At 72.4% G+C, this 17,957-nt stretch carries 23 protein-coding genes; 16 read left to right on the plus strand and 7 right to left on the minus strand.

The features are described from left to right. Positions 1 to 25: 25 nt before the first annotated feature. The gene (locus FHX33_RS12280) at positions 26 to 1,150 is read left to right on the plus strand and encodes an FAD-dependent oxidoreductase (protein ID WP_183428567.1); all 1,125 of its coding nucleotides are present in this window, start codon (positions 26 to 28) and stop codon (positions 1,148 to 1,150) included. Between the two features lie 4 nt (positions 1,151 to 1,154). Here the strand turns inward: FHX33_RS12280 and FHX33_RS12285 are convergent, their stop codons facing one another. Together FHX33_RS12285 and FHX33_RS12290 are read right to left on the minus strand one after the other, a co-directional pair. Beyond that, entirely contained in the window at positions 1,155 to 1,667 is a 513-nt protein-coding gene (locus FHX33_RS12285) for a tetratricopeptide repeat protein (protein ID WP_021765783.1), read from the minus strand. Between the two features lie 10 nt (positions 1,668 to 1,677). After that, complete coding sequence (locus FHX33_RS12290) at positions 1,678 to 2,250, minus strand: TOPRIM nucleotidyl transferase/hydrolase domain-containing protein (RefSeq protein WP_338092029.1); 573 nt, start codon at positions 2,248 to 2,250, stop codon at positions 1,678 to 1,680. 64 nt (positions 2,251 to 2,314) lie between these two features. Between FHX33_RS12290 and FHX33_RS12295 the strand changes: the two genes are divergently transcribed. After that, positions 2,315 to 2,596 carry a hypothetical protein gene (locus FHX33_RS12295; RefSeq protein WP_021756272.1) on the plus strand — a complete coding sequence of 94 codons (282 nt, stop codon included), beginning with the start codon at positions 2,315 to 2,317 and terminating at the stop codon, positions 2,594 to 2,596. Positions 2,597 to 2,599: 3 nt separating this feature from the next. On the opposite strand, the gene FHX33_RS12300 is transcribed toward FHX33_RS12295, so the two are convergent. Both FHX33_RS12300 and FHX33_RS12305 read right to left on the minus strand, forming a co-directional pair. After that, the gene (locus FHX33_RS12300) at positions 2,600 to 3,145 is read right to left on the minus strand and encodes a hypothetical protein (RefSeq protein WP_179700796.1); all 546 of its coding nucleotides are present in this window, start codon (positions 3,143 to 3,145) and stop codon (positions 2,600 to 2,602) included. Positions 3,146 to 3,183: 38 nt separating this feature from the next. Continuing rightward, entirely contained in the window at positions 3,184 to 3,459 is a 276-nt protein-coding gene (locus tag FHX33_RS12305; RefSeq protein ID WP_039921146.1) for a hypothetical protein, read from the minus strand. Between the two features lie 102 nt (positions 3,460 to 3,561). On the opposite strand from FHX33_RS12305, the gene FHX33_RS12310 reads away from it, so the two are divergent. Together FHX33_RS12310 and FHX33_RS12315 are read left to right on the plus strand one after the other, a co-directional pair. Beyond that, complete coding sequence (locus FHX33_RS12310; protein WP_039921144.1) at positions 3,562 to 4,491, plus strand: aldo/keto reductase; 930 nt, start codon at positions 3,562 to 3,564, stop codon at positions 4,489 to 4,491. An 89-nt stretch (positions 4,492 to 4,580) separates the two neighbouring features. Continuing rightward, positions 4,581 to 5,792, plus strand: a complete 1,212-nt coding sequence (locus FHX33_RS12315) for a GDSL-type esterase/lipase family protein (RefSeq protein WP_183428570.1) — start codon at positions 4,581 to 4,583, stop codon at positions 5,790 to 5,792. 78 nt (positions 5,793 to 5,870) lie between these two features. On the opposite strand, the gene FHX33_RS12320 is transcribed toward FHX33_RS12315, so the two are convergent. Then, entirely contained in the window at positions 5,871 to 6,779 is a 909-nt protein-coding gene (locus FHX33_RS12320) for a 5'-3' exonuclease (RefSeq protein ID WP_039923631.1), read from the minus strand. 108 nt (positions 6,780 to 6,887) lie between these two features. Here FHX33_RS12320 and FHX33_RS12325 point away from each other — a divergent pair, with 108 nt between their 5' ends. The 8 genes from FHX33_RS12325 (at position 6,888) to FHX33_RS12360 (ending at position 14,152) form a co-directional block, all read left to right on the plus strand. Further along, positions 6,888 to 7,334, plus strand: a complete 447-nt coding sequence (locus FHX33_RS12325) for an SRPBCC family protein (protein WP_021764899.1) — start codon at positions 6,888 to 6,890, stop codon at positions 7,332 to 7,334. A 167-nt stretch (positions 7,335 to 7,501) separates the two neighbouring features. Further along, positions 7,502 to 8,443 (plus strand): ribokinase, encoded by a 942-nt coding sequence (locus tag FHX33_RS12330; protein WP_183428571.1) that lies wholly within the window; start codon positions 7,502 to 7,504, stop codon positions 8,441 to 8,443. Further along, on the plus strand, positions 8,440 to 9,441 hold the full coding sequence (locus FHX33_RS12335; protein WP_021762500.1) for an ABC transporter permease: 1,002 nt from the start codon (positions 8,440 to 8,442) through the stop codon (positions 9,439 to 9,441). The genes FHX33_RS12330 and FHX33_RS12335 overlap by 4 nt, the downstream gene beginning before the upstream one ends. 76 nt (positions 9,442 to 9,517) lie before the next feature. After that, positions 9,518 to 10,543, plus strand: coding sequence for a substrate-binding domain-containing protein (locus tag FHX33_RS12340; protein WP_021762501.1), 1,026 nt, complete (start codon positions 9,518 to 9,520; stop codon positions 10,541 to 10,543). Position 10,544: 1 nt separating this feature from the next. Next, positions 10,545 to 12,074, plus strand: coding sequence for a sugar ABC transporter ATP-binding protein (locus FHX33_RS12345; RefSeq protein ID WP_021762502.1), 1,530 nt, complete (start codon positions 10,545 to 10,547; stop codon positions 12,072 to 12,074). 31 nt (positions 12,075 to 12,105) lie between these two features. Then, positions 12,106 to 12,561, plus strand: coding sequence for a D-ribose pyranase (gene rbsD / locus FHX33_RS12350; RefSeq protein WP_021762503.1), 456 nt, complete (start codon positions 12,106 to 12,108; stop codon positions 12,559 to 12,561). 52 nt (positions 12,562 to 12,613) lie between these two features. Continuing rightward, complete coding sequence (gene deoC / locus FHX33_RS12355) at positions 12,614 to 13,318, plus strand: deoxyribose-phosphate aldolase (RefSeq protein WP_021762504.1); 705 nt, start codon at positions 12,614 to 12,616, stop codon at positions 13,316 to 13,318. A 69-nt stretch (positions 13,319 to 13,387) separates the two neighbouring features. Then, positions 13,388 to 14,152, plus strand: coding sequence for a GntR family transcriptional regulator (locus FHX33_RS12360; RefSeq protein ID WP_021762505.1), 765 nt, complete (start codon positions 13,388 to 13,390; stop codon positions 14,150 to 14,152). Between the two features lie 24 nt (positions 14,153 to 14,176). Here the strand turns inward: FHX33_RS12360 and FHX33_RS12365 are convergent, their stop codons facing one another. Next, complete coding sequence (locus FHX33_RS12365) at positions 14,177 to 14,536, minus strand: nuclear transport factor 2 family protein (RefSeq protein ID WP_021762506.1); 360 nt, start codon at positions 14,534 to 14,536, stop codon at positions 14,177 to 14,179. Between the two features lie 32 nt (positions 14,537 to 14,568). Here FHX33_RS12365 and FHX33_RS12370 point away from each other — a divergent pair, with 32 nt between their 5' ends. Then, positions 14,569 to 14,973 carry an NUDIX hydrolase gene (locus FHX33_RS12370; protein WP_183428572.1) on the plus strand — a complete coding sequence of 135 codons (405 nt, stop codon included), beginning with the start codon at positions 14,569 to 14,571 and terminating at the stop codon, positions 14,971 to 14,973. A gap of 130 nt (positions 14,974 to 15,103) precedes the next feature. Here the strand turns inward: FHX33_RS12370 and FHX33_RS12375 are convergent, their stop codons facing one another. Then, positions 15,104 to 15,613, minus strand: a complete 510-nt coding sequence (locus FHX33_RS12375) for a MarR family winged helix-turn-helix transcriptional regulator (RefSeq protein WP_179700809.1) — start codon at positions 15,611 to 15,613, stop codon at positions 15,104 to 15,106. Between the two features lie 94 nt (positions 15,614 to 15,707). Here FHX33_RS12375 and FHX33_RS12380 point away from each other — a divergent pair, with 94 nt between their 5' ends. The 3 genes from FHX33_RS12380 to FHX33_RS12390 all read left to right on the plus strand — a co-directional run bounded on the left by FHX33_RS12380 (position 15,708) and on the right by FHX33_RS12390 (position 17,938). After that, positions 15,708 to 16,277, plus strand: coding sequence for an NADPH-dependent F420 reductase (locus FHX33_RS12380; RefSeq protein WP_021758322.1), 570 nt, complete (start codon positions 15,708 to 15,710; stop codon positions 16,275 to 16,277). A 112-nt stretch (positions 16,278 to 16,389) separates the two neighbouring features. Continuing rightward, positions 16,390 to 17,220 (plus strand): mechanosensitive ion channel family protein, encoded by an 831-nt coding sequence (locus tag FHX33_RS12385; protein WP_021758321.1) that lies wholly within the window; start codon positions 16,390 to 16,392, stop codon positions 17,218 to 17,220. A 1-nt stretch (position 17,221) separates the two neighbouring features. Continuing rightward, the gene (locus tag FHX33_RS12390; protein WP_021758320.1) at positions 17,222 to 17,938 is read left to right on the plus strand and encodes a GAP family protein; all 717 of its coding nucleotides are present in this window, start codon (positions 17,222 to 17,224) and stop codon (positions 17,936 to 17,938) included. Positions 17,939 to 17,957: the final 19 nt, after the last annotated feature.

Here is a 17,957-nt window from a genome sequence, read left to right on the forward strand (position 1 = left end):
CAGGCGCGGCGGCTAACGTGACGGCATGACCGTCGACACCATCGTCATCGGGGCCGGCGTCGTCGGCGCCGCCGCCGCGCGTTCGCTTGCCGAGGCCGGCTCCCGCGTCCTGCTCCTGGAGGCGTTCGAGCGCGGGCACGACCGCGGCTCCTCCCACGGCGCCAGCCGCATCTTCCGCTACGGCTACGACACCGCCGACTACGTGCAGCTCACGGTGCGCGCCGCCGCCGGGTGGGAGCGGCTGGAGAAGCAGTGCGGCCGCACGGTGTTCGACCGCACCGGGGCGCTCGATCACGGCGATCCGAAGGCCCTGGATGCGATCGCCGCGGCGATGACCGCCGAGGACCTCCCGTCGGAGCGGCTGCGGGGTGCCGAGGCGGCCGAGCGCTGGCCGGGACTGAAGTTCGAGGACGACGTGCTGTTCAGTCCGGGCGGCGGGAGGCTGCGCGCCGACGCCGCGATCGAGGCCCTGCTCGACACCGCCGAGGCGGCCGGAGCCGAACTGCGCTTCGGCGTGCGCGTCACAGGCATCGACTCCGACGGCGACGGCGTCGTCGTCACCACCGCAGACGGCGAGCACCGCGCGGCGCGGCTGGTCGTCGCGGCCGGGTCGTGGACCCCCACGCTCGCGGGCGACTGGCTCTCACACCACGGCGCTGCCCTGCCGGATGTGCGGGTCACGGAGGAGCAGCCCGCCCACTTCCCGCTGCTCCCCGGCCCGGCGGACGACGAGAGCCTGTGGCCCAGCTTCGTGCACCATCCCCTCGACCCGGAGACGCCGAGCGTCTACGGCCTGCTCACCCCGGGCGAGGGAGTGAAGGTCGGCGCCCACGGGTACGGGCCGGTCGTCGACCCCGACGACCGCGACCGCACGATCGACCCGGTGCGGCTGGGGCGACTGCAGCGCTACGTCGCCGAATGGGTGCCCGGCGTGGATGCGTCACGCCCCGACGCGATCAGCTGCCTGTACGACTCGACCCCCGACTCCGACTTCGTGCTCGACCGGGTCGGCCCCGTGACCGTTGCGACCGGCTTCTCGGGCCACGGCTTCAAGTTCGGCCCGGCGCTGGGAGACGTGCTCGCCCGGCTCGCGCTGCACGGCGAGCGCGCGCCCGAGCGGTTCCGGCTCGCGGTGGCGGAGCCGGGATAGCGAGCTACGCGACCGGGTGCTGCTGGCGGTCGACCGACCGCAGGTACTCCGCGTTGCCGCGCAGCGCCGCCTCGTAGCGCAGCAGGTCGGGCGTGCGGATGCGGTCGGCGGCCAGCTCCATCAGCTCCGCGACCGCGGCATCGCTGCGCCCGGCGGCGTGGAGGGAGAGCGCGTGCCAGGTCTGCACCGACTCCGAATCGGGGAACTCGGCACGGGCGCGGTCGAGCACCGCGAGCGACTCCTCGAACCGGCCGAGGTTGCGTAACGTGCTGCCGTACTGCAGCAGGCACTTGCGCAGCGTCTCGCCGGTGAGGCCCCGATCGAGCGCGCGCTCGTAGTACCCGGCGGCCGTCTCCTCCTCGCCCGCGGTGTCGTACGACCCGCCGACCTCGTAGAGCACGTGCGCGTCGTCGGGATGCTCGGCGAGCACCTCCAGGAAGGCCGCGATCGTCGGGGCCATGTCGGCCCGGTCGCGGGCGGCGAAGATGGTGGCGAGGCGGTCGTCGAGCGCAGACATGCGCTCCACCCTATGCGAGGCGCGGCGCCCGCAGCACGGCCAGCAGCGGCGTCGGGAGGCGGTCGGGCGCGAGTGCTGCGGTCAGCAGCCGCCCGTACTGCTCCTTGCGACCGGAGGTCGTGCCGAAGAACCGGTGCAGCTGCGCCTCCGCGGGCCGCCCGCGCTGCGCCGGCTGGTTCTGGAAGGTGCGGAACAGCCGCAGATCGTCCGCCCGCGCCAGCACCTCCTCCACCGCGGCGAGGCCGAGGGCGTCGATCAGCTCGCCTTCCAGATCGGGCCGGCAGACCGCGATCGATGCCTCCGGCAGCCCGGCACGCTCGTAGAACGGGCGCTCGGCCGCATCGCACAGGCCGCGCAGTTCGGGACCGGTGGCCCCGGCATCCGTCGACCCGCCCATCCCGAGCGCCTCCACGTACCGGCGGATGCTCATCGCGCCGCCCATCGGGACCACGGCCGTGCCCTCGGCGGCGAGGTCGCGGCCGAGCACGGCGGCGGCCGCGTGCACCGCGGCACGGTCGCTGGCGCCCTCGACCAGCACGACGATCCGTGCGGCCCGCTCCGGGTCCAGGCTCAGGTCCTTCACGCGGGCCATTCTGCTCCGATCCGCCCCCTGTCGCCTCCCGCCAGGCGCGCGTACCGTTCGCGACATGAAACTACTCATCTTCGTAGCAGGGGTCGCTGTCGGGTTCGTCGTCGGTTCGCGCGCGGGCCGGGGCGCCTACGACGACATGCGCAAGCGGGTGCGGGACTTCACCGGATCCGCACCGGTGCAGCAGGTCAAGGACGACGTGAAGGACTTCGCGTCCCGTGCCGCCTCCGACATCGGCGAGACCGTCGGCGACGCGGTCGGCAAAGCCACCGACAAGGCGGCCTCCAAGATCGACGACATCACCGGCAAGAAGAGCGGCGGGGCCGCGACGGCGAACTGAGCATCAGGCGCCCTGGGGCGGGTGGGCCAGCAGGTCGGCCCGCTCCCTCAGGTAGCCGACGGCGTCGCGGGCGTCCGCGTCCGCGACGGCCGCGCTCCAGCGCACCAGCACGCGCCCCTCGCGCAGGAACAGCGGGCCACGGCCGGTCTCGGCGGCCTCCCGCAGACTCCCGACGTCCAGCGCCACAGGCTCCGCGTCGAAGTTCACCGTCTCGCCGTCACGGAAGTGACCGCGTTCGGCTGCGGCGCGGTAGGCGCGCCGGGTCTCGGCCGACACCGAGACGTACTGGGTCCGCCCCGGCTCGGTGGCGCGCACGATCGACCCCGTCGCGTGGAGGCCGCCGTCGGCGTCGAGCAGCAGGACGCCGAGCCGCCACACCCGTCCAGCGGGTCGCAGCACCGGCTCGCGCATGATCAGGAGCTTGCGCTGCCGATCCTCGTAGGTGGCGAGCGCCTCCTCGCGGGCACCGGCCTCCCGCAGCATCGCTGCGACCTCGGCGATCACCGCCCGGAGAGCCGCCACCGCCTCCTCATCGCCCGCATCCGTCACCCTCCGAGGGTACGACGCGCGGCGGTCGTCGTCCGGACTTACGGCAGGGTCCGGATGCTGAACGAGTTGTCGTCCGTCACCATCAGGAGCTCGACGCCCTCCTCGTGCCGCAGCACCACGAGGGCGGAGCTGTCTTCCACCGCGACGCGCTCGACCTGGCGCACGAAGATCTGCGCCATCTCGTCGCTCACCCGGAAATCCCGGCCCAGCGCGTGGACGATGTACCGCGGACGGGCCGGCGACGGGCGGGCGCCCAGGGCGGTCTCGGTGCGGAAGTCCTCAACGGCGAGCTGCATCTCGGGTGTCATCGTCATGGCTTCCTCCTGTTGATCCGCGGGCATTCTTCTCCCGTGGTTCGAACGGTAGACCGGGTCGTCTCGCAGGAGGAGGGGGTTGACGGGAGGAGGATGGGAGGCATGCGAACCTTCAGCTTCCCCGGCGTCGCCGTCGACGCGTCCACCATCGTCCTCGGCCTCATGCGCATCGAACCCCTGTCCGACGAGGAGATCCGCACCCTGGTGCGCACCGCTCGCGACGAGGGCGTCACGGTGTTCGACCACGCCGACATCTACGGCGAGGAGCGGCACGGGAGCGAGCGTCGCTTCGGCGACGCCGGCGCGATCCCGGCCGCCGAGCGCGACCAGGTCGTCATCCAGTCCAAGGTCGGCATCCGCGACGGCTACTTCGACTTCTCGCGCGAGCACATCCTCGCCACCGTCGACGAGTCCCTCGCCGCCCTGCGGACCGACTACCTCGACCTCCTGCTGCTGCACCGCCCCGACACCCTGGTCGAGCCCGAGGAGGTCGCCGCCGCGTTCGACGAGCTGCAGGCGGCCGGCAAGGTGCGCGCGTTCGGCGTCTCCAACCACACGCCCGGCCAGATCGACCTCCTGCGCCGGTACGTCTCGCAGCCGATCGTCGCCAACCAGGTGCAGCTGAGCATCACGCACGCCCCCCTCATCGCGCAGGGCGTCGCCGCAAACATGGCCGGCCTCCCGCAGTCGATCGACCGCGACAACGGCATCCTCGACCACGCACGCCTGCACGACATCACCCTCCAGGCCTGGTCGCCGTTCCAGAAGGGCTTCTTCGACGGCGTCTTCCTGGGCGACCGCGAGCACTTCGCCGAGTTGAACGACGTGATCGACGAGCTGGCCGCCTCCTACGGCGTCACCCCGACCGCGATCGCCACCGCCTGGATCACCCGCCACCCCGCCGGCATCCAGGTCGTGCTCGGCACCACCAACGCGCAGCGCGTCCGCGACGCCGCCGCCGGCTCCGACCTGCCCCTGACCCGCGAGGAGTGGTACCGGCTGTTCCGAGCGGCGGGGCACATCCTGCCGTAGGGGTGGTTCTGCAGCAGTCCTCACACATTCCGGGTGACCCGGCGAGCCGCCGCTAGTCCGCGGACGTATGCCGGGATACCGTCAACCGAGTGGATGCCGAACGTGTGACGCTGGGGCGTCGCCTCCTGACCCGGGCGCAGCTGCTGCGGGTCGTCGGCGTGCGCAGCGGGTTGGCGCGGCCGGCGGACGCACCGCAGGGATTCGCCGCGGGACGGCGCAACGTGCGCGTGCTGCTGGCGGGCTCGGGGCCGGTCGTCGGCTGGGGTGTCGCGAGCTACGACCTCGCACTGCCCGGCGCGCTGGCCCGGGCGATCGGGTCGTCGACCGGGCGCGGGGCCGTCGTCGACGTCGTCGCGCATCCCTCGGCCGGCGTGCGCAGGCTGCGGTCGCTGGTCGCGGCGGCGGGGCCGGAGCGCTACGAGGTGGTCGTGCTGAGCGCGACGCTCGCCGACTCGCTGCGACTGCCCGACCCGGAGCGGTGGGGCGAGCGGGTTCGCGCGCTGCTGAGGGACGTTCGGGCCGCGCGCGGGGCCGGCGGCGCGGTGGTGTGGCTCGGCGCCCAGCCGATCCGCTCGTTCGACCCCGACGACGCGGGACCGACCCGGATCGCCCAGGAGCACGCCGAGCGTATGAATCTCGTGGCGGAGCGCGTGTGCCGGGAGGAGGGTGCGCTGTTCGTGCCGCTCCCGGCTCCGCCGCATGCCGAATCCGCTCGGCACCGCGGGCCCGCGGACTACTTGTTCTGGGCGAGGCGGATCGCCGACGTGCTCGTGCCCGCGCTCGTCGAGCCGCGCGGGAGCACGCCTCCCTCGTCGCGGACCGCTGCGGAGCGGGTGGAGGCCATCGAGCGTCTGCGCCTGGCCGAGCGGGGCCGGGATGCCCGCCTCGACGGGCTGGTGGGCACGGCGCAGCGCACGCTCGGCACCGAGATCGCCATGTTCACCATCCTCGACGCCGAGAAGGAGTGGGCGATCGCCGCCGTGGGCACGGCGACGCGTGAGTTCCCGCTCGAGGAGTCCGCCTGCCAGTACACGATCGCCTCCGCCGACGGCCTGGTCGTCGCCGACGCCGAGCTCGACGAGCGCTTCGCGTCGAGCCCCGTGGTGACCGGTCCCGCCCACCTGCGGTACTACGCCGGCTACCCCGTGGAGGCGCCGGACGGCACGCGCATCGGCGCGCTCTGCGTATTCGGGCGCAAGCCGCGCGACGCCGAGACCGGCGAGCTCGACCTCGACGTGCTCCGCGAGCTGGCCCTGCTCGCCCAGCGCGAGCTCTGGCGCTGGGAGCCCGACCGCGTCTGACCGGCCGACGGCCGAGTACGCGAATTGTCTGCGTACTCGGCGGTTCGAGCCGTACTTTCCGCGTACTCGGCAGTTGTCTCAGTCGGGGAGGGCCGCGAGGAGGCGGTCGAGCGAGCCGCCGAGGCCCCAGCGGGCGGCGAGTGCGTCGAGGGTCTCGCGCTGCTTCGCGCTCGGCCGGCGCAGCCGCGCATCCACGTCGGGCAGGTCGAGGTCGCGCACGACCTCGACGACGCGCGGCGCGACATCCAGATAATCCGTCGCCGCCGCGAAGCGGGCGCGGACCCCCGGCTTCATCGGGCTGGAGTCGTCGGCCGCCGCGGCGCGGATGCCGTCGAGCGAGTCGTACTCGGCCAGGAGTGCTGCCGCGGTCTTCTCCCCGACGCCCCCAACGCCCGGGAGGCCGTCGGACGTGTCGCCGCGCATGGCCGCGAAGTCGGCGTACTGGTCGGGCCGCACGCCGTACTTGCCCGACACGACCGCGTCGGTGAGCACCTCGAGGTTGCTCATCCCGCGCGCCGTGTAGATCACCCGCACGTCGTGCGCGTCGTCCACCAGCTGGAACAGGTCCCGGTCACCGGTCACGACATCCACCGGGCCGTCGCCTCGGGAGGCGAGGGTGCCGATCACGTCGTCCGCCTCGTGCTGCGCGGCGCCGACGATCGCGAGGCCGAGCGCCTCCAGCACCTCCCGGATCACCGGCACCTGTTGCACGAGCGCCTCGGGAGTCTCCTCGACATCCACCCCGCCGGGCACTTCGCGGGCCACCCGGTGGGCCTTATAGCTCGGGATGAGGTCGACGCGCCACCGCGGGCGCCAGTCGTCGTCCCAGCACGCGACCAGGGAATCCGGCCCGAACTCGCCGATGAGCCGCGCGATGATGTCGAGGAAACCGCGCACCGCGTTGACCGGTTCGCCCTCGGGCGACCGCACCGTGTCGGGCACCCCGTAGAACGCGCGGAAGTACAGCGACGCGGAGTCGAGCAGCATGGTCCGTCCGGTGGCGGACGCGGGCGTGGGCTGGGGCATGGTCGGCACCTCCGGATGCCCACGTTACGCAGGGGTCTCCTCCGGGGCCAGAGGCGTTACCCTGGCGGCATGGCCGGAACGACCGTCGTGGAGCGCACCGAGCGCATCGCCGCGACCCCCGAAGAACTGCAGCGCCGCCTCGCGGACCTCCCGGGCTGGATCGACTGGTCGCCGTGGGAGGGGCTCGACCCCGACCTCCACCGCGAGTACTCCGGCGAGCCGGGAACGGTCGGGTCGAGCTACGCCTGGTCGGGCAACCGCAAGGCCGGAGCAGGCCGCATGGAGGTCACGGCCGTCGACCCGGACGGGGTCGGCATCGCGCTCGACTTCACCAAGCCGTTCCGCTCCACCAACGCCATCCGCTTCGTGCTGACCCCCGAGGGCGACGGCACCCGCGTGATCTGGCGGATGGAGGGCCCCCGCACGCTCATGACCCGGCTCTTCAACGTCGAGAAGCTGGTCGGCCCCGACTTCGAGAAGGGGCTGCGGCAGCTCAAGCAGGTGGTGGAGGGGTAGGGGCCGCGCCCGATCCTCGGCTTCCCGGGGCCGGCCCCGCTGACGTGTTCAGCGTGACCGGCCCCTCTTCGTGCACCGTGCGTGCAGCTTCGGTTGACGAGTGGACAACTATGGACATACACTGCTCATGTTCATAGTTGTCCACGTACAAGGAAGTACTCGAATCGATGAAGATCGCTGTGGTCGGAAGCTACGGAGCGGGCCTCACCATGCGGGTCCCGCGCTCGCCGGAGGCCGGTGAGACGGTCAGCGGAGGCGTCTTCGACTCCGGGCCGGGAGGCAAGGGCTCGAATCAGGCCGTCGCCGCCGCCCGGCTGGGCGCGGAGGTCTCGCTCCTCACCGCCGTCGGCGCCGACGACTTCGGTCGCGCGGCCCGTGAACTCTGGGCCCGCGAGGGTGTCGACGCGAGCAAGACGCTGACCGGCGCCGGCGCGACGATGGTCGGCTTCATCCTGGTCGAGCCGAGCGGTGAGAACCGCATCGCGATCGCACCCGGTGCGCTCGACGAGCTCGACGCCGCCGCAGTCGACGGCTTCCGCGACGAGATCGCCGCGGCGGACATCCTCGTCGTCTCGATGGAGATCCCGCTGGCCGCGGTCGTGCACGCGTTGCGGACGGCCCGGGAGGTCGGAACGACCACCCTGCTCAACCCGGCGCCCGCCCGCGCCCTGCCCGACGAGGCGTGGGTGCTCATCGACATCATCACCCCCAACCAGACGGAGGCGCCGGTGCTGCTCGGCCGCGAGCCCGGCGACGGGGCGACCGAGCACGAGCTCGTCACCGCTCTCCGCGCCCGCACCGGCGGGTCCGTCCTCCTCACCCGCGGCGCGGCCGGCGCGCTCCTGGCCGACGCGGAGGGGGAGCGCGAGATCGCGCCCGTGCCTCCCGTCGCCGTCGTCGACACGACCGGTGCGGGCGACTCGTTCACCGCCGCCCTGGCTGTCGCGGTCGCGGCGGGCGCGTCGCTCGCCGATGCCGCCGCGTACGCCGCCCACGCGGGAGCCCACACGGTCGCGGCGGAGGGCGTCGTCCCCGCCCTCCCGACCGCGGCGCAGCTCCCGGCCCTCCCCTCCCTCCCGACCCCCGGCTCGATTGGACCCACCCGATGACCGCCACCACCGTCCCCGCGCGACGCAGCGCACCGGACTTCCGCAAGCTCCTCCACGCCCGCGAGGCAGGCGTGTTCGCCGCGCTCGTGCTGCTCGTCGTGCTCGGCACCGTGCTCTCGCCGAGCTTCCTCCAGGCGGGCAACCTGCTCTCGGTGGGCCAGCAGGTCTCGCAGATCGGCATCATGGCCGTCGGCGCGACCTTCGTGATCATCAACGGCGAGATCGACCTCTCCGTCGGCTCGATCTACGCGCTCTCGGCGATCGCGACCGGCATGGCGATCGCCGGCGGCGTCGCCTGGCCGCTCGCGATCCTGATCGGCCTGGCCGTCGGAGTCGTCGCCGGGCTGGTGAACGGACTGGCCGTGGTGCTGCTCGGCGTCCCCTCGTTCATCGTCACCCTCGGCAGCCTGAGCGTCTTCCGCGGAGTCGCGCTCCTCATCTCCGACGGCAAGCCGATCTCGCTCAGCACCTCACAGGCCGGCGTCGCCGACTTCAACCTGCTGGGCCAGGGGCGCCTCTTCGGCGTCGTCCCGATGCAGCTCATCGTCTTCGCCGCGATCATCGTGCTCGGCGTCGTCCTGCTCTCCCGCTCGCGGCTCGGCTTCAACACCTATGCCGTCGGCGGCAACAAGGAGGCCGCTCGGCTCGTCGGCATCAACGTCGGCGTGGTCAAGTTGACGGCGTTCGTCCTCTCCGGATTCACGGCGGCCGTCGCCGGCGTGCTCGGTCTGTCGTTCCTCAGCTACGTGCAGGGCGTGACCGGCACCGGCCTCGAGCTGACGGTGATCTCCGCGGTCATCATCGGCGGCGCGGCCCTCTTCGGCGGCTCCGGCACGATGTGGGGCACCGTCATCGGCGTGCTCTTCATCGGCATCCTGCAGAACATCCTCAACATCAACGGGATCTCGTCCTTCTGGCAGACGGTCGTCACCGGTCTCGTCATCGTCGCGGCCGTGGCCGCCGACACCTGGCAGCGCAAGCGCAAGACGCGCGCGTGACCGCCGCGGCATCGATGCCGCGCCCGCGCACCACCCGCATGCACCACCCGAGCACATCACACACGAAGGAGTACTGATGTCTTTCCGCACCCTCACCCGCCGCGTGCTGACGGCCGCCGCCGTCGCCACGACGGTCGCGCTGACCGCCGCCGGCTGCGGCGCGATCACCAACGGCAACGCCGCCGACGCCTCCGGCGGCTTCCACCTCGCCGAGTACATCCAGAAGCGCGTCGACGGCGGTGAGAAGCTGCGCATCAAGCTCAGCTACCACGACCCGTCGCTCGCGTTCGCGACCCCGATCCGCGAAGGGATGGAGAAGGCCGGCACGGAGCTCGGCGCCGACGTGCAGCTGATCGGCCCGACCGGTGGCGACGCCGCGAAGCAGGTCGCCGAGCTGCAGACGCTCATCCAGCAGCAGGCGGTCGACGGGCTCGCGGTCTCGTCCGCCAGCAGCGACGCCTTGAAGCCGGTCATCGCGCAGGCCTATGAGGCGGGCATCCCGATCATCTCGTTCAACACCGACAACCCCGGCTCGAAGCAGATGGGCTTCGTCGGACAGGACCTCGCCGCGTCCGGGACCTCCGAGGCGAAGCAGCTGCGCACCGCCCTCGGCGACACGGCGTCCGGCAAGGTCGTCGTCTTCTCCCTCGACACGGGCGCCGGCTGGTCGAACGACCGCTTCGGCGGATTCAAGAAGGGCATGGAGGGTTCGGGTCTCGAGGTCGTCGGCCCGGTCAACGTCGGCAACGAGCCGAACGCCGCCTACAACACGGTCGACTCGACCATGTCGGGCCAGTCGGGCGTCGTCGCCATCGCCGGCCTCGACTGCTGCAGCACGACGGCCGCGGCCAAGTGGGTCCAGCAGTCCGGCAACGCGGGCACGATCACCATGGTCGGCTTCGACCTCCTCCCGCAGACCGCCGAGTTCATCACCCAGGGCGTGGTGACCTTCACGATCAGTCAGAACCCGTCGGAGCAGGGCTACCAGGCGGTGAAGGTGCTCGCCGACTTCCTGAAGAAGGGCACGAAGATCTCCGGCGTCGACACCGGTGCCCAGATCATCGACGCGAAGAACCTCTCCGACGCGACGGTGGAGGGCTGACATGACGCTCCCGACGCCCGACGCGGCACAGCCGGCCATCCGCATCACCGGGCTCAGCCGCCGGTTCGGACCGGTCACGGCTCTCGCCGACGTCACGATGGAGGTTCCGGAGGGGCGGGTGACCGCGCTGCTCGGAGAGAACGGGGCGGGCAAGTCCACCCTCCTGAAGATCCTCGCGGGCCTGCAGCCGCCGAGCGCCGGGAGCGTCACCGTCCACGGGGTCGAGGTGCAGCGGTTCGATCCGCACTCCCTGCTCACCGACCACGGCGTCGCGATCGTGCCGCAGGAGCTCTCGCTCCTGCCGGAGCGCACCGTGGCCGAGAACATCCTCGTGGGAGTGGAGCCGGGCAGTCGCTGGTTCCCGTCGCGCCGGCGGATGCGGCAGCGCGCCGCCGAGCTGCTTCGCACGCTCGACCTCGACCTCGACCCGGCCGCGCCGGTCGGCGGGCTCGATCTGGCGACGCAGCAGCTCGTCGTGGTGGCGCGCTCCATCGCCCGCGGCTGCCGCATCCTGATCCTCGACGAGCCCACCTCGGTGCTCACGCCCGCGGAGTCCGAACGACTGTTCGCGCTGATGGAGACGCTCACACGCCAGGGCACCACCCTGCTGTACGTCTCGCACCGGATGCCCGAGGTGTTCCGGCTGGCGGATCAGCTCGAGGTGCTCCGGGACGGACGGCACGTCGCCTCCTGGAGCCGGGAGGAGACGACACCGGAGCAGGCGGTCGCCGCGATGGTCGGCCGTGAACTCGGGGATCTGGCGCGCCGCTCCGACACCGTGCGCGCGGAACCGCTGGTCGGCCCGGTGCTGACCGTGCGCGACCTCGCGGGCCGTGGGCACCGGGAGGTGTCGTTCGACCTGCATCCCGGCGAGATCCTCGGCATCGCGGGTCTGCCCGACAGCGGGCGGGTCGAGCTGCTCCGCAATCTCTTCGGCGCCGAACGCGGCGCCGGCGGCCGGATGATGCTCGACGGCCGGTCGTACGACCGTCGGACGCCCGGGGAATCGGTGCGCCGTCGCCTCGGGTTCGTCCCCGGCGAGCGTCGCGCGCAGGGCCTCCTCAGCTCCCTCGGCGTCGGCGACAACATCGGCGTGCTCACGCTCGGCCGCCACACCTCCGGCGGCCTCGTCCGCCGCGGCGGGTTCGACAGGGAGGCCGGTCGGCTGGCGACCGCCCTCACGGTCAAGACCGCGTCGCTGCAGACCCCGATCGTCAACCTCTCCGGGGGCAACCAGCAGAAGGCGATGCTGGCGCGCTGGCTCGCGATCGAGCCGCGCGTGCTCATCCTCGACGAGCCGACGCGCGGCGTCGACGTCGGGGCCAAGGCCGAGATCTACGAGCAGCTCTTCGCGCTCGCCGCGGCGGGCGTCGCCATCCTGTGCTCCTCGTCCGACCTCCCGGAGCTGCTGACCATCACCGACCGCATCGCCGTCATGGCGGAGGGGCGCATCGCGACGGTCCTGCCGACGGCGGAGGCGACGGAAGAGAACATCATGGCCGCTGCGACCGGCGCCGCCGCCGTGGCCTGATCCCGCCTCGCGACCGAACAGAAGGAGAGACATGAAGAAGAACGGCATCCTCAACGCCGAGCTGAGCGGAGCGCTCGCCACCCTCGGCCACACCGACCTGCTGCTGGTCGTCGACGCCGGGTTCCCCATCCCGCGCGACGCGCACCGCATCGACCTCGCGATCGCCGAGAACCTCCCGGACCTGCGCACCGTGCTCGGCCTCATCGCCGACGAGCTGGTGGTGGAGGGCGTCGTCCGCGCCGACGACGTCGTCTCCAACAACCCGCGCCTCGACGACTGGCTCGGCGACCGCTTCGCCGGCGCCGAGTTCAGCACACGCACCCACGCCGACATGCTCGGCGCGGTCGCCGCCCAGGCGAAGGTCATCGTCCGCACCGGCGCCTTCGAGCCCTGGGGCAACATCGGCCTCGTCTGCGGCGTCGACGTGCCCCGCTGGTTCGGCGGGGACGGCGTCGTCGCCCCCGATTACTACGCCGACCGTCTCTGACGGCCGGAACCTCCCACCCCGCACCCGCGGTCCACGCGAAAGGAACACCACCGTGACCACCACCACCGGCGAGAAGACACTCGCCCCCGCCGAGCTGGCCCCGTACATCCAGCACACCAAGATCGAGGTCGGCCTCACCCGCGACGAGATCGTCGCCCACGCCCGCGAGACCGTCGAGCACGGCTTCAACGCGGCGATGGTCCCCGCCTCGTGGGTCGACGTCGTCGCCGCCGAACTGCGCGGCACCGGCGTCGGCATCGCCACCGCGCTCGACTTCCCCACCGTGGGCGTCACCACGAGCGCGGGCAAGGCGGCCGAGGCCGAGTCGATCGCGCGCCTCGGTGCCACCCAGCTCGACATCGGCGTGCAGATCGGCTGGCTCAAGAGCGGCATGTACGACGCGTTCCGCGACGACATCGCCGGGGTCGTGCGCGCCTCGGGCATCCCGGTCAAGGTGATGCTGGAGCTCCCGCTCCTGACGCCCGACGAGCGTCGCGCAGCCGTCGAACTCTCGATGGAGGCCGGCGTCGCGTTCCTGAAGAACGCGTCCAGCGGGCAGATCGAGACCGCCAACCCCGAGAGCGTCCGCTACCTCGTCGGCCTGGCCCGCGACGGCGTGCTCGTGAAGGCGTCCGGCTCGATCAAGAGCTACCCGCAGGCGCTGTCCCTGCTGGAGGCGGGCGCGAGCCTGCTCGGCACCAGCGCGGGCCTCGAGATCATCAGCGACTCCGGCGACGAGAACACCGCCAGCTATTGACCGCGCCGCCGCCGTCCCGCGTGAACTAAGGTCGGGACGGCGGCGCACACCAGGGGAGGACACACGACGGTGACCGTGAACGACGAGCTGTTCGACGAGGGGGACGTCGACCGCGGGGCCCCGATCGCCCTCCATTCGCAGATCTCGGAGCGCATCCGCGGCCGGATCGCGACGGGCGAGTGGCCGGCGCACTACCGGCTGAAGAGCGAGCCCGAGCTGGCGCACGACCTCGGGGTCAGCCGCGGAACGCTGCGCCGCGCCCTGACCACGCTGATCGAGGAGGGGCTGCTGCGGCAGATCCGCGGCAAGGGCACCTTCGTCACCTCCACCACGATCGAGCCCTCGATCGCCCAGAAGCTCAGCACGCTCTCGGAGGACTTCGCCAACCAGGGGATCGTCACGCAGACCGAGGTGCTGGAGTGCGTGCTGCTCGAGCCCCCGCGACCGGTCGCCGCGCTCCTCGACATGCCCGCCGGGGCCAAAGTGCTGAGCCTGCGTCGTCTGCGCCGCACCGAGGACGGCCCCGTCGCCCTGCTCGTCAACTACGTCCGCACCGACCTCACACCGGGGCTGGAGGACACGGACTTCACCACGGCCAGCCTGTTCGGGACCCTGGAGGGTCGCTTCCAGCTGAAGATCGGCAGCGCGCGACGCACCTTCTCGGCCGAGGCCGCCGACGCCGCCACCGCCGCATCGCTGGAACTCGCGACGGGTGCTCCCGTGCAGTACCTGCAGCAGGTGACCTACCTCGCCGACGGCCGCCCGATCGAGTACTCGGACGTGTGGATCCACTCGGGCCGGCTGCGTGTGACCTCGCTGCTGTCGCGCCGCTGAGGGCGGGGCGCGTCACCGGCGGGTTCAGCCCGCCAGATACGTCCCGTGCCCCCGCACGATCACGTCGCCGTCGAACTCGAGCACTTCGCTGACCACGCCGCCGGCCTGATTGCGGTAGCGGATCACGATCGTGCCGACCCCGACGTAGTGGTCGAGCACTTCGAACCGGAGGTCGGGGAGGGCGGCCAGGCCGGCCGTCCAGTACTCGCGCAGCGCAGTCTTGCCGCGCGCGACTCCACCGCTGCCGGGGAGCAGCCGCGCGGCGAGCGGCGAGGTGAAGACGACGTCGTCCGCGTAGTGGGCGAGCAGGGCGTCGAGGTCGTGGGCGTTCCAGTCGGCCAGCCACTGGTCGACGAAGGCGCGGGCGGTGTCGTCGCTGATCATCCGACCAGCATGGCATCGCCTAGCGTGGAGGCATGACCCTCCTGCCGCTCCAGGTCGCCGCCATCGCGCTCATCCGCGATCGCACCGTGCTGATGGTGACCGCGCGCGGGCGCGAGGTGCACTACATGCCCGGCGGCAAGATCGACCCGGGCGAGACCGCAGCGCAGGCCGCGGCGCGCGAGGCGCACGAAGAGGTCTCGCTGACGCTCGACCCGAGCGCGCTCGAGGAGCTGTTCGAGGTGCGCACGCTCGCGCACGGTCAGGAGGAGGGGCGCATGGTGCACATGCGCGTCTTCCGCGCGCGCACCGATGCCGTGCCGGTGCCGTCGGCCGAGGTCGGCGCGCTGCACTGGGTCACGACCGCCGACGCGGATCGCTGCCCGCCCGCGGGCCGCGAGGTCCTGCGCCTCCTCGCCGCCCGCGACCTCATCGACTGACCCGGGGCTGCACCGCCCCCGCCTGCCGAGTACGCGAATTCTCTGCGTACTCGGCGGTTTCGAGCCCACTTTTCGCGTACTCGGCGGTTGCTCGCGGGGTGCGGGGGGAAGGAGGGGGAGGGGGAGGGGGCTAGTCGCTGGTGGCGGCGGCGACGATCGACTCGCAGGCGTCGCTCGGGCGACGCGACGGGTCGATGGCGCCGACGATGGACGACGAGATCTCGGCGAGCTGCTCGACCTGCTCGGGAGTCAGTGCCGCGAGCACGCGCGAGCGCACGGTGTCCAGGTGCCCGGGGGCGGCGGTCGCGACGAACTCGGCGCCCGCGTCGGTGAGCACGGCGTTGGTGGCGCGGCCGTCCTCCTCACAGGGCATCCGCTGCACGAGCCCGCGGGCCTCCAGCCGGGTGATCACGTGGCTAAGGCGCGAGACGGACGCGTTGGTCGCGGTCGCGAGGGCGCTGAGCCGCAGCCGGTGGTTGGGGGACTCCGCCAGTCGCGAGAGCACGAAGAACTCGTAGTGCGTCGCCGCGGAGTCGCGCGAGAGCTGGCCGTCGATGACGGGAGGCAGCAACTGCGTGAGCGCGACGAGGCCGAGCCAGGCATCGCGCTCGCGGCCCGCGAGGTCGTCGCTCGTCGTCATGCCTCCATTCTAGCAATCACTTGACGCTTCAACCTTCGCGACGTACATTAGTTGAAGCATCAACTAAATACGGCGCGAGCCGGGAAGGAATCTCATGAGCACGGTCAGCATCATCGGCAACGGCAACATGGCCAAGGCGATCGGCGGCGTGGCCGCGGCCGGCGGCAGCACGGTCGAGTACCTCGGCCGCGAGGGCGGCGCGGTCGCCGGCGACGTCGTGGTCCTCGCGGTCCCGTACCCCGAGGTGGATGCGGTCATCGCGACCTACGGCGACGCCCTCGCGGGGAAGATCGTCGTCGACATCACGAACCCGCTCGACTTCGCCACCTTCGACGGCCTGACGGTCCCGGCCGACAGCTCGGCCGCCGCCGTGATCGCGGGCAAGCTCCCGTCCTCGACGGTCCTCAAGGCCTTCAACACCACCTTCGCCGCGACCCTCGCCTCCGGCAAGGTCGGCGCCGAGACCACCACCGTGCTCATCGCCGGTGACGACGACGCCGCGAAGGCCACGCTGACCGGCATCGTGACCGCGGGCGGCCTCAACGCCGTCGACGCCGGCTCCCTCAAGCGCGCCCGCGAGCTCGAGTCCATCGGCTTCCTGCAGATCACGCTCGCGGCGGCCGAGCGCATCTCCTGGACGGCCGGATTCTCGCTCGTCGCCTGAGCGCACCGGACGGCACGGGCGGTGGAGGTCGAGCCTCCGCCGCCCGTTCTGCGTCTAGACGCTCCCGTCGCCCGGCCGATACTGTCGCCGCACAGGCGGTGAGGGAGTCGGGATGGTGCGCACGGCGGCAGCCGGGGACGCGGCGGGGTTCTTCGCGGGCCTCGACCAGTGGTCGGTGCTGTTCGCCCTCGTGTCCGTCGCCGCCGGGATCCTCCTCGGCGTGCTCGCCCACCGCGCGACCCTGCGGCTCTGCGCCCGCATCCCGGCCGTCACCGCCGACACCGGTCGCCGCATCGCGCGGGTGGTGCGGCTCACGGTCATCCTGCTCGGGATCGGAGTCGGCATCGCCTTCCTCGGCGCGCCCATTCAGCCCGTCCTGGCGCTCGCCGTCATCGTGGCGGTCGTGGCCGGCCTGGCCCTGCGCGGCATCAGCGAGAACTTCGCCGCGGGCCTGGTGCTGCAGACCCGGCGGCCGTTCAAGGCCGGCGACATCGTCGACGTGGCGGGCTACCGGGGCGCCGTCCGCGAGGTCACCAGCCGCACCGTGGTGGTGCGGACCATGGACGGCCGGGTCGCGCACATCCCGAACGCCGATGTGGTCGGCAACCCGTTCGTCAACGAGTCCGAGCTCGGCGGCCGCCGGTCCGAGGTGGAGGTGCGCGTCAAGGCCGACCCCGCGGATCGGGAGGAGGTCCGCACCCGCATCTCCGACGCCTGCGCCGAGGTGGACGGCGTGCACCACCGCGAGCCGGTGCGGGTGCTGAGCATCGCGCATGAGCCCCACCGCTACACGGTGCGGGCGCAGTACTGGCACCACGCCGGCGACGGGCCGGCCGTGACCGCCGCGGTGGTCGACGCGATCTTCGCCGCGCTCGGCGACCGGGAGGCGACCGTCACGTCCGACGCACCTCCGACGCCGCTCACCCCGCCGCCGGAGGTGTGACGTGGGCGACCTCATCCTGGGCCTCGTCCCGCTGCTCTTCGGCATCCTCCTCAGCCCGCTCGCCCTGATGGCGCTGATCGCGGTGCTGGTCTCGTCCCGCGCCCGGGTGGGTGGCATCGCGTTCGCGCTCGGCTGGCTGGCCGGGATCGCGCTCGTGCTGACCGTGGCGTTCCTCGTGTTCGGGGCGCTGCAGGTGCGGGCGCTGCGGGAGCCGCCGCTGTGGGTGCCGATCCTGCGGCTCGTGCTGGGCCTGCTGCTCGTCGGGGCGGCGGTCGTGGTCTACCGCCGAGGGCGCGCGCGGATCGCGCAGATGGCGGAGGCGCGCTCGCCGCGGGATGTCGCGGCCGCCGCACCGCAGCTGCCGGGCTGGCTGCAGCAGGTGGAGACGTTCCGCCCCGTGCGCACGTTCTTCCTGGGTCTCGGGCTGTTCGTCGTGAACCCGGTGGATGCGTCGTGCGCGATCATCGCGGCGCTCGACGCCCGGGTGGCGGCCGTCGCGACCGGTCCGGCGGTGGTGGTGCTGGTGGTGTTCGGGCTGGTCGGCTCGTTGTCGATCGTGCTGCCCGTCCTGCTCGTCGTCGTGCGGGGCGCCGCCGCCGAACCTCTGCTCGCCCGCACCCGCAGCTGGGTCGCCGGCAACACGCACGTGCTCAACGCCGCCCTGCTGCTCGTGATCGGCGCGCTCCAGCTGCAGAAGGCGCTCTCCGCGTTCGTGTGAGGGGTGCGGCGGCCGCGGG

The organism is Leifsonia aquatica (genome assembly GCF_014190775.1).
In the GTDB taxonomy this organism is placed as follows: domain Bacteria; phylum Actinomycetota; class Actinomycetes; order Actinomycetales; family Microbacteriaceae; genus Leifsonia; species Leifsonia aquatica.

Excerpts from the sequence above, each read along its gene's own strand:
- FHX33_RS12280 (WP_183428567.1), top strand. The coding sequence starts at position 26 with ATGACCGTCGACACCATCGTCATCGGGGCCGGCGTCGTCGGCGCCGCC.
- FHX33_RS12285 (WP_021765783.1), bottom strand. The coding sequence starts at position 1,667 with ATGTCTGCGCTCGACGACCGCCTCGCCACCATCTTCGCCGCCCGCGAC.
- FHX33_RS12295 (WP_021756272.1), top strand. The coding sequence starts at position 2,315 with ATGAAACTACTCATCTTCGTAGCAGGGGTCGCTGTCGGGTTCGTCGTC.
- FHX33_RS12305 (WP_039921146.1), bottom strand. The coding sequence starts at position 3,459 with ATGACGATGACACCCGAGATGCAGCTCGCCGTTGAGGACTTCCGCACC.
- FHX33_RS12310 (WP_039921144.1), top strand. The coding sequence starts at position 3,562 with ATGCGAACCTTCAGCTTCCCCGGCGTCGCCGTCGACGCGTCCACCATC.
- FHX33_RS12320 (WP_039923631.1), bottom strand. The coding sequence starts at position 6,779 with ATGCTGCTCGACTCCGCGTCGCTGTACTTCCGCGCGTTCTACGGGGTG.
- FHX33_RS12325 (WP_021764899.1), top strand. The coding sequence starts at position 6,888 with ATGGCCGGAACGACCGTCGTGGAGCGCACCGAGCGCATCGCCGCGACC.
- FHX33_RS12330 (WP_183428571.1), top strand. The coding sequence starts at position 7,502 with ATGAAGATCGCTGTGGTCGGAAGCTACGGAGCGGGCCTCACCATGCGG.
- FHX33_RS12335 (WP_021762500.1), top strand. The coding sequence starts at position 8,440 with ATGACCGCCACCACCGTCCCCGCGCGACGCAGCGCACCGGACTTCCGC.
- FHX33_RS12340 (WP_021762501.1), top strand. The coding sequence starts at position 9,518 with ATGTCTTTCCGCACCCTCACCCGCCGCGTGCTGACGGCCGCCGCCGTC.
- FHX33_RS12345 (WP_021762502.1), top strand. The coding sequence starts at position 10,545 with ATGACGCTCCCGACGCCCGACGCGGCACAGCCGGCCATCCGCATCACC.
- rbsD (WP_021762503.1), top strand. The coding sequence starts at position 12,106 with ATGAAGAAGAACGGCATCCTCAACGCCGAGCTGAGCGGAGCGCTCGCC.
- FHX33_RS12365 (WP_021762506.1), bottom strand. The coding sequence starts at position 14,536 with ATGATCAGCGACGACACCGCCCGCGCCTTCGTCGACCAGTGGCTGGCC.
- FHX33_RS12370 (WP_183428572.1), top strand. The coding sequence starts at position 14,569 with ATGACCCTCCTGCCGCTCCAGGTCGCCGCCATCGCGCTCATCCGCGAT.
- FHX33_RS12375 (WP_179700809.1), bottom strand. The coding sequence starts at position 15,613 with ATGACGACGAGCGACGACCTCGCGGGCCGCGAGCGCGATGCCTGGCTC.
- FHX33_RS12380 (WP_021758322.1), top strand. The coding sequence starts at position 15,708 with ATGAGCACGGTCAGCATCATCGGCAACGGCAACATGGCCAAGGCGATC.
- FHX33_RS12385 (WP_021758321.1), top strand. The coding sequence starts at position 16,390 with ATGGTGCGCACGGCGGCAGCCGGGGACGCGGCGGGGTTCTTCGCGGGC.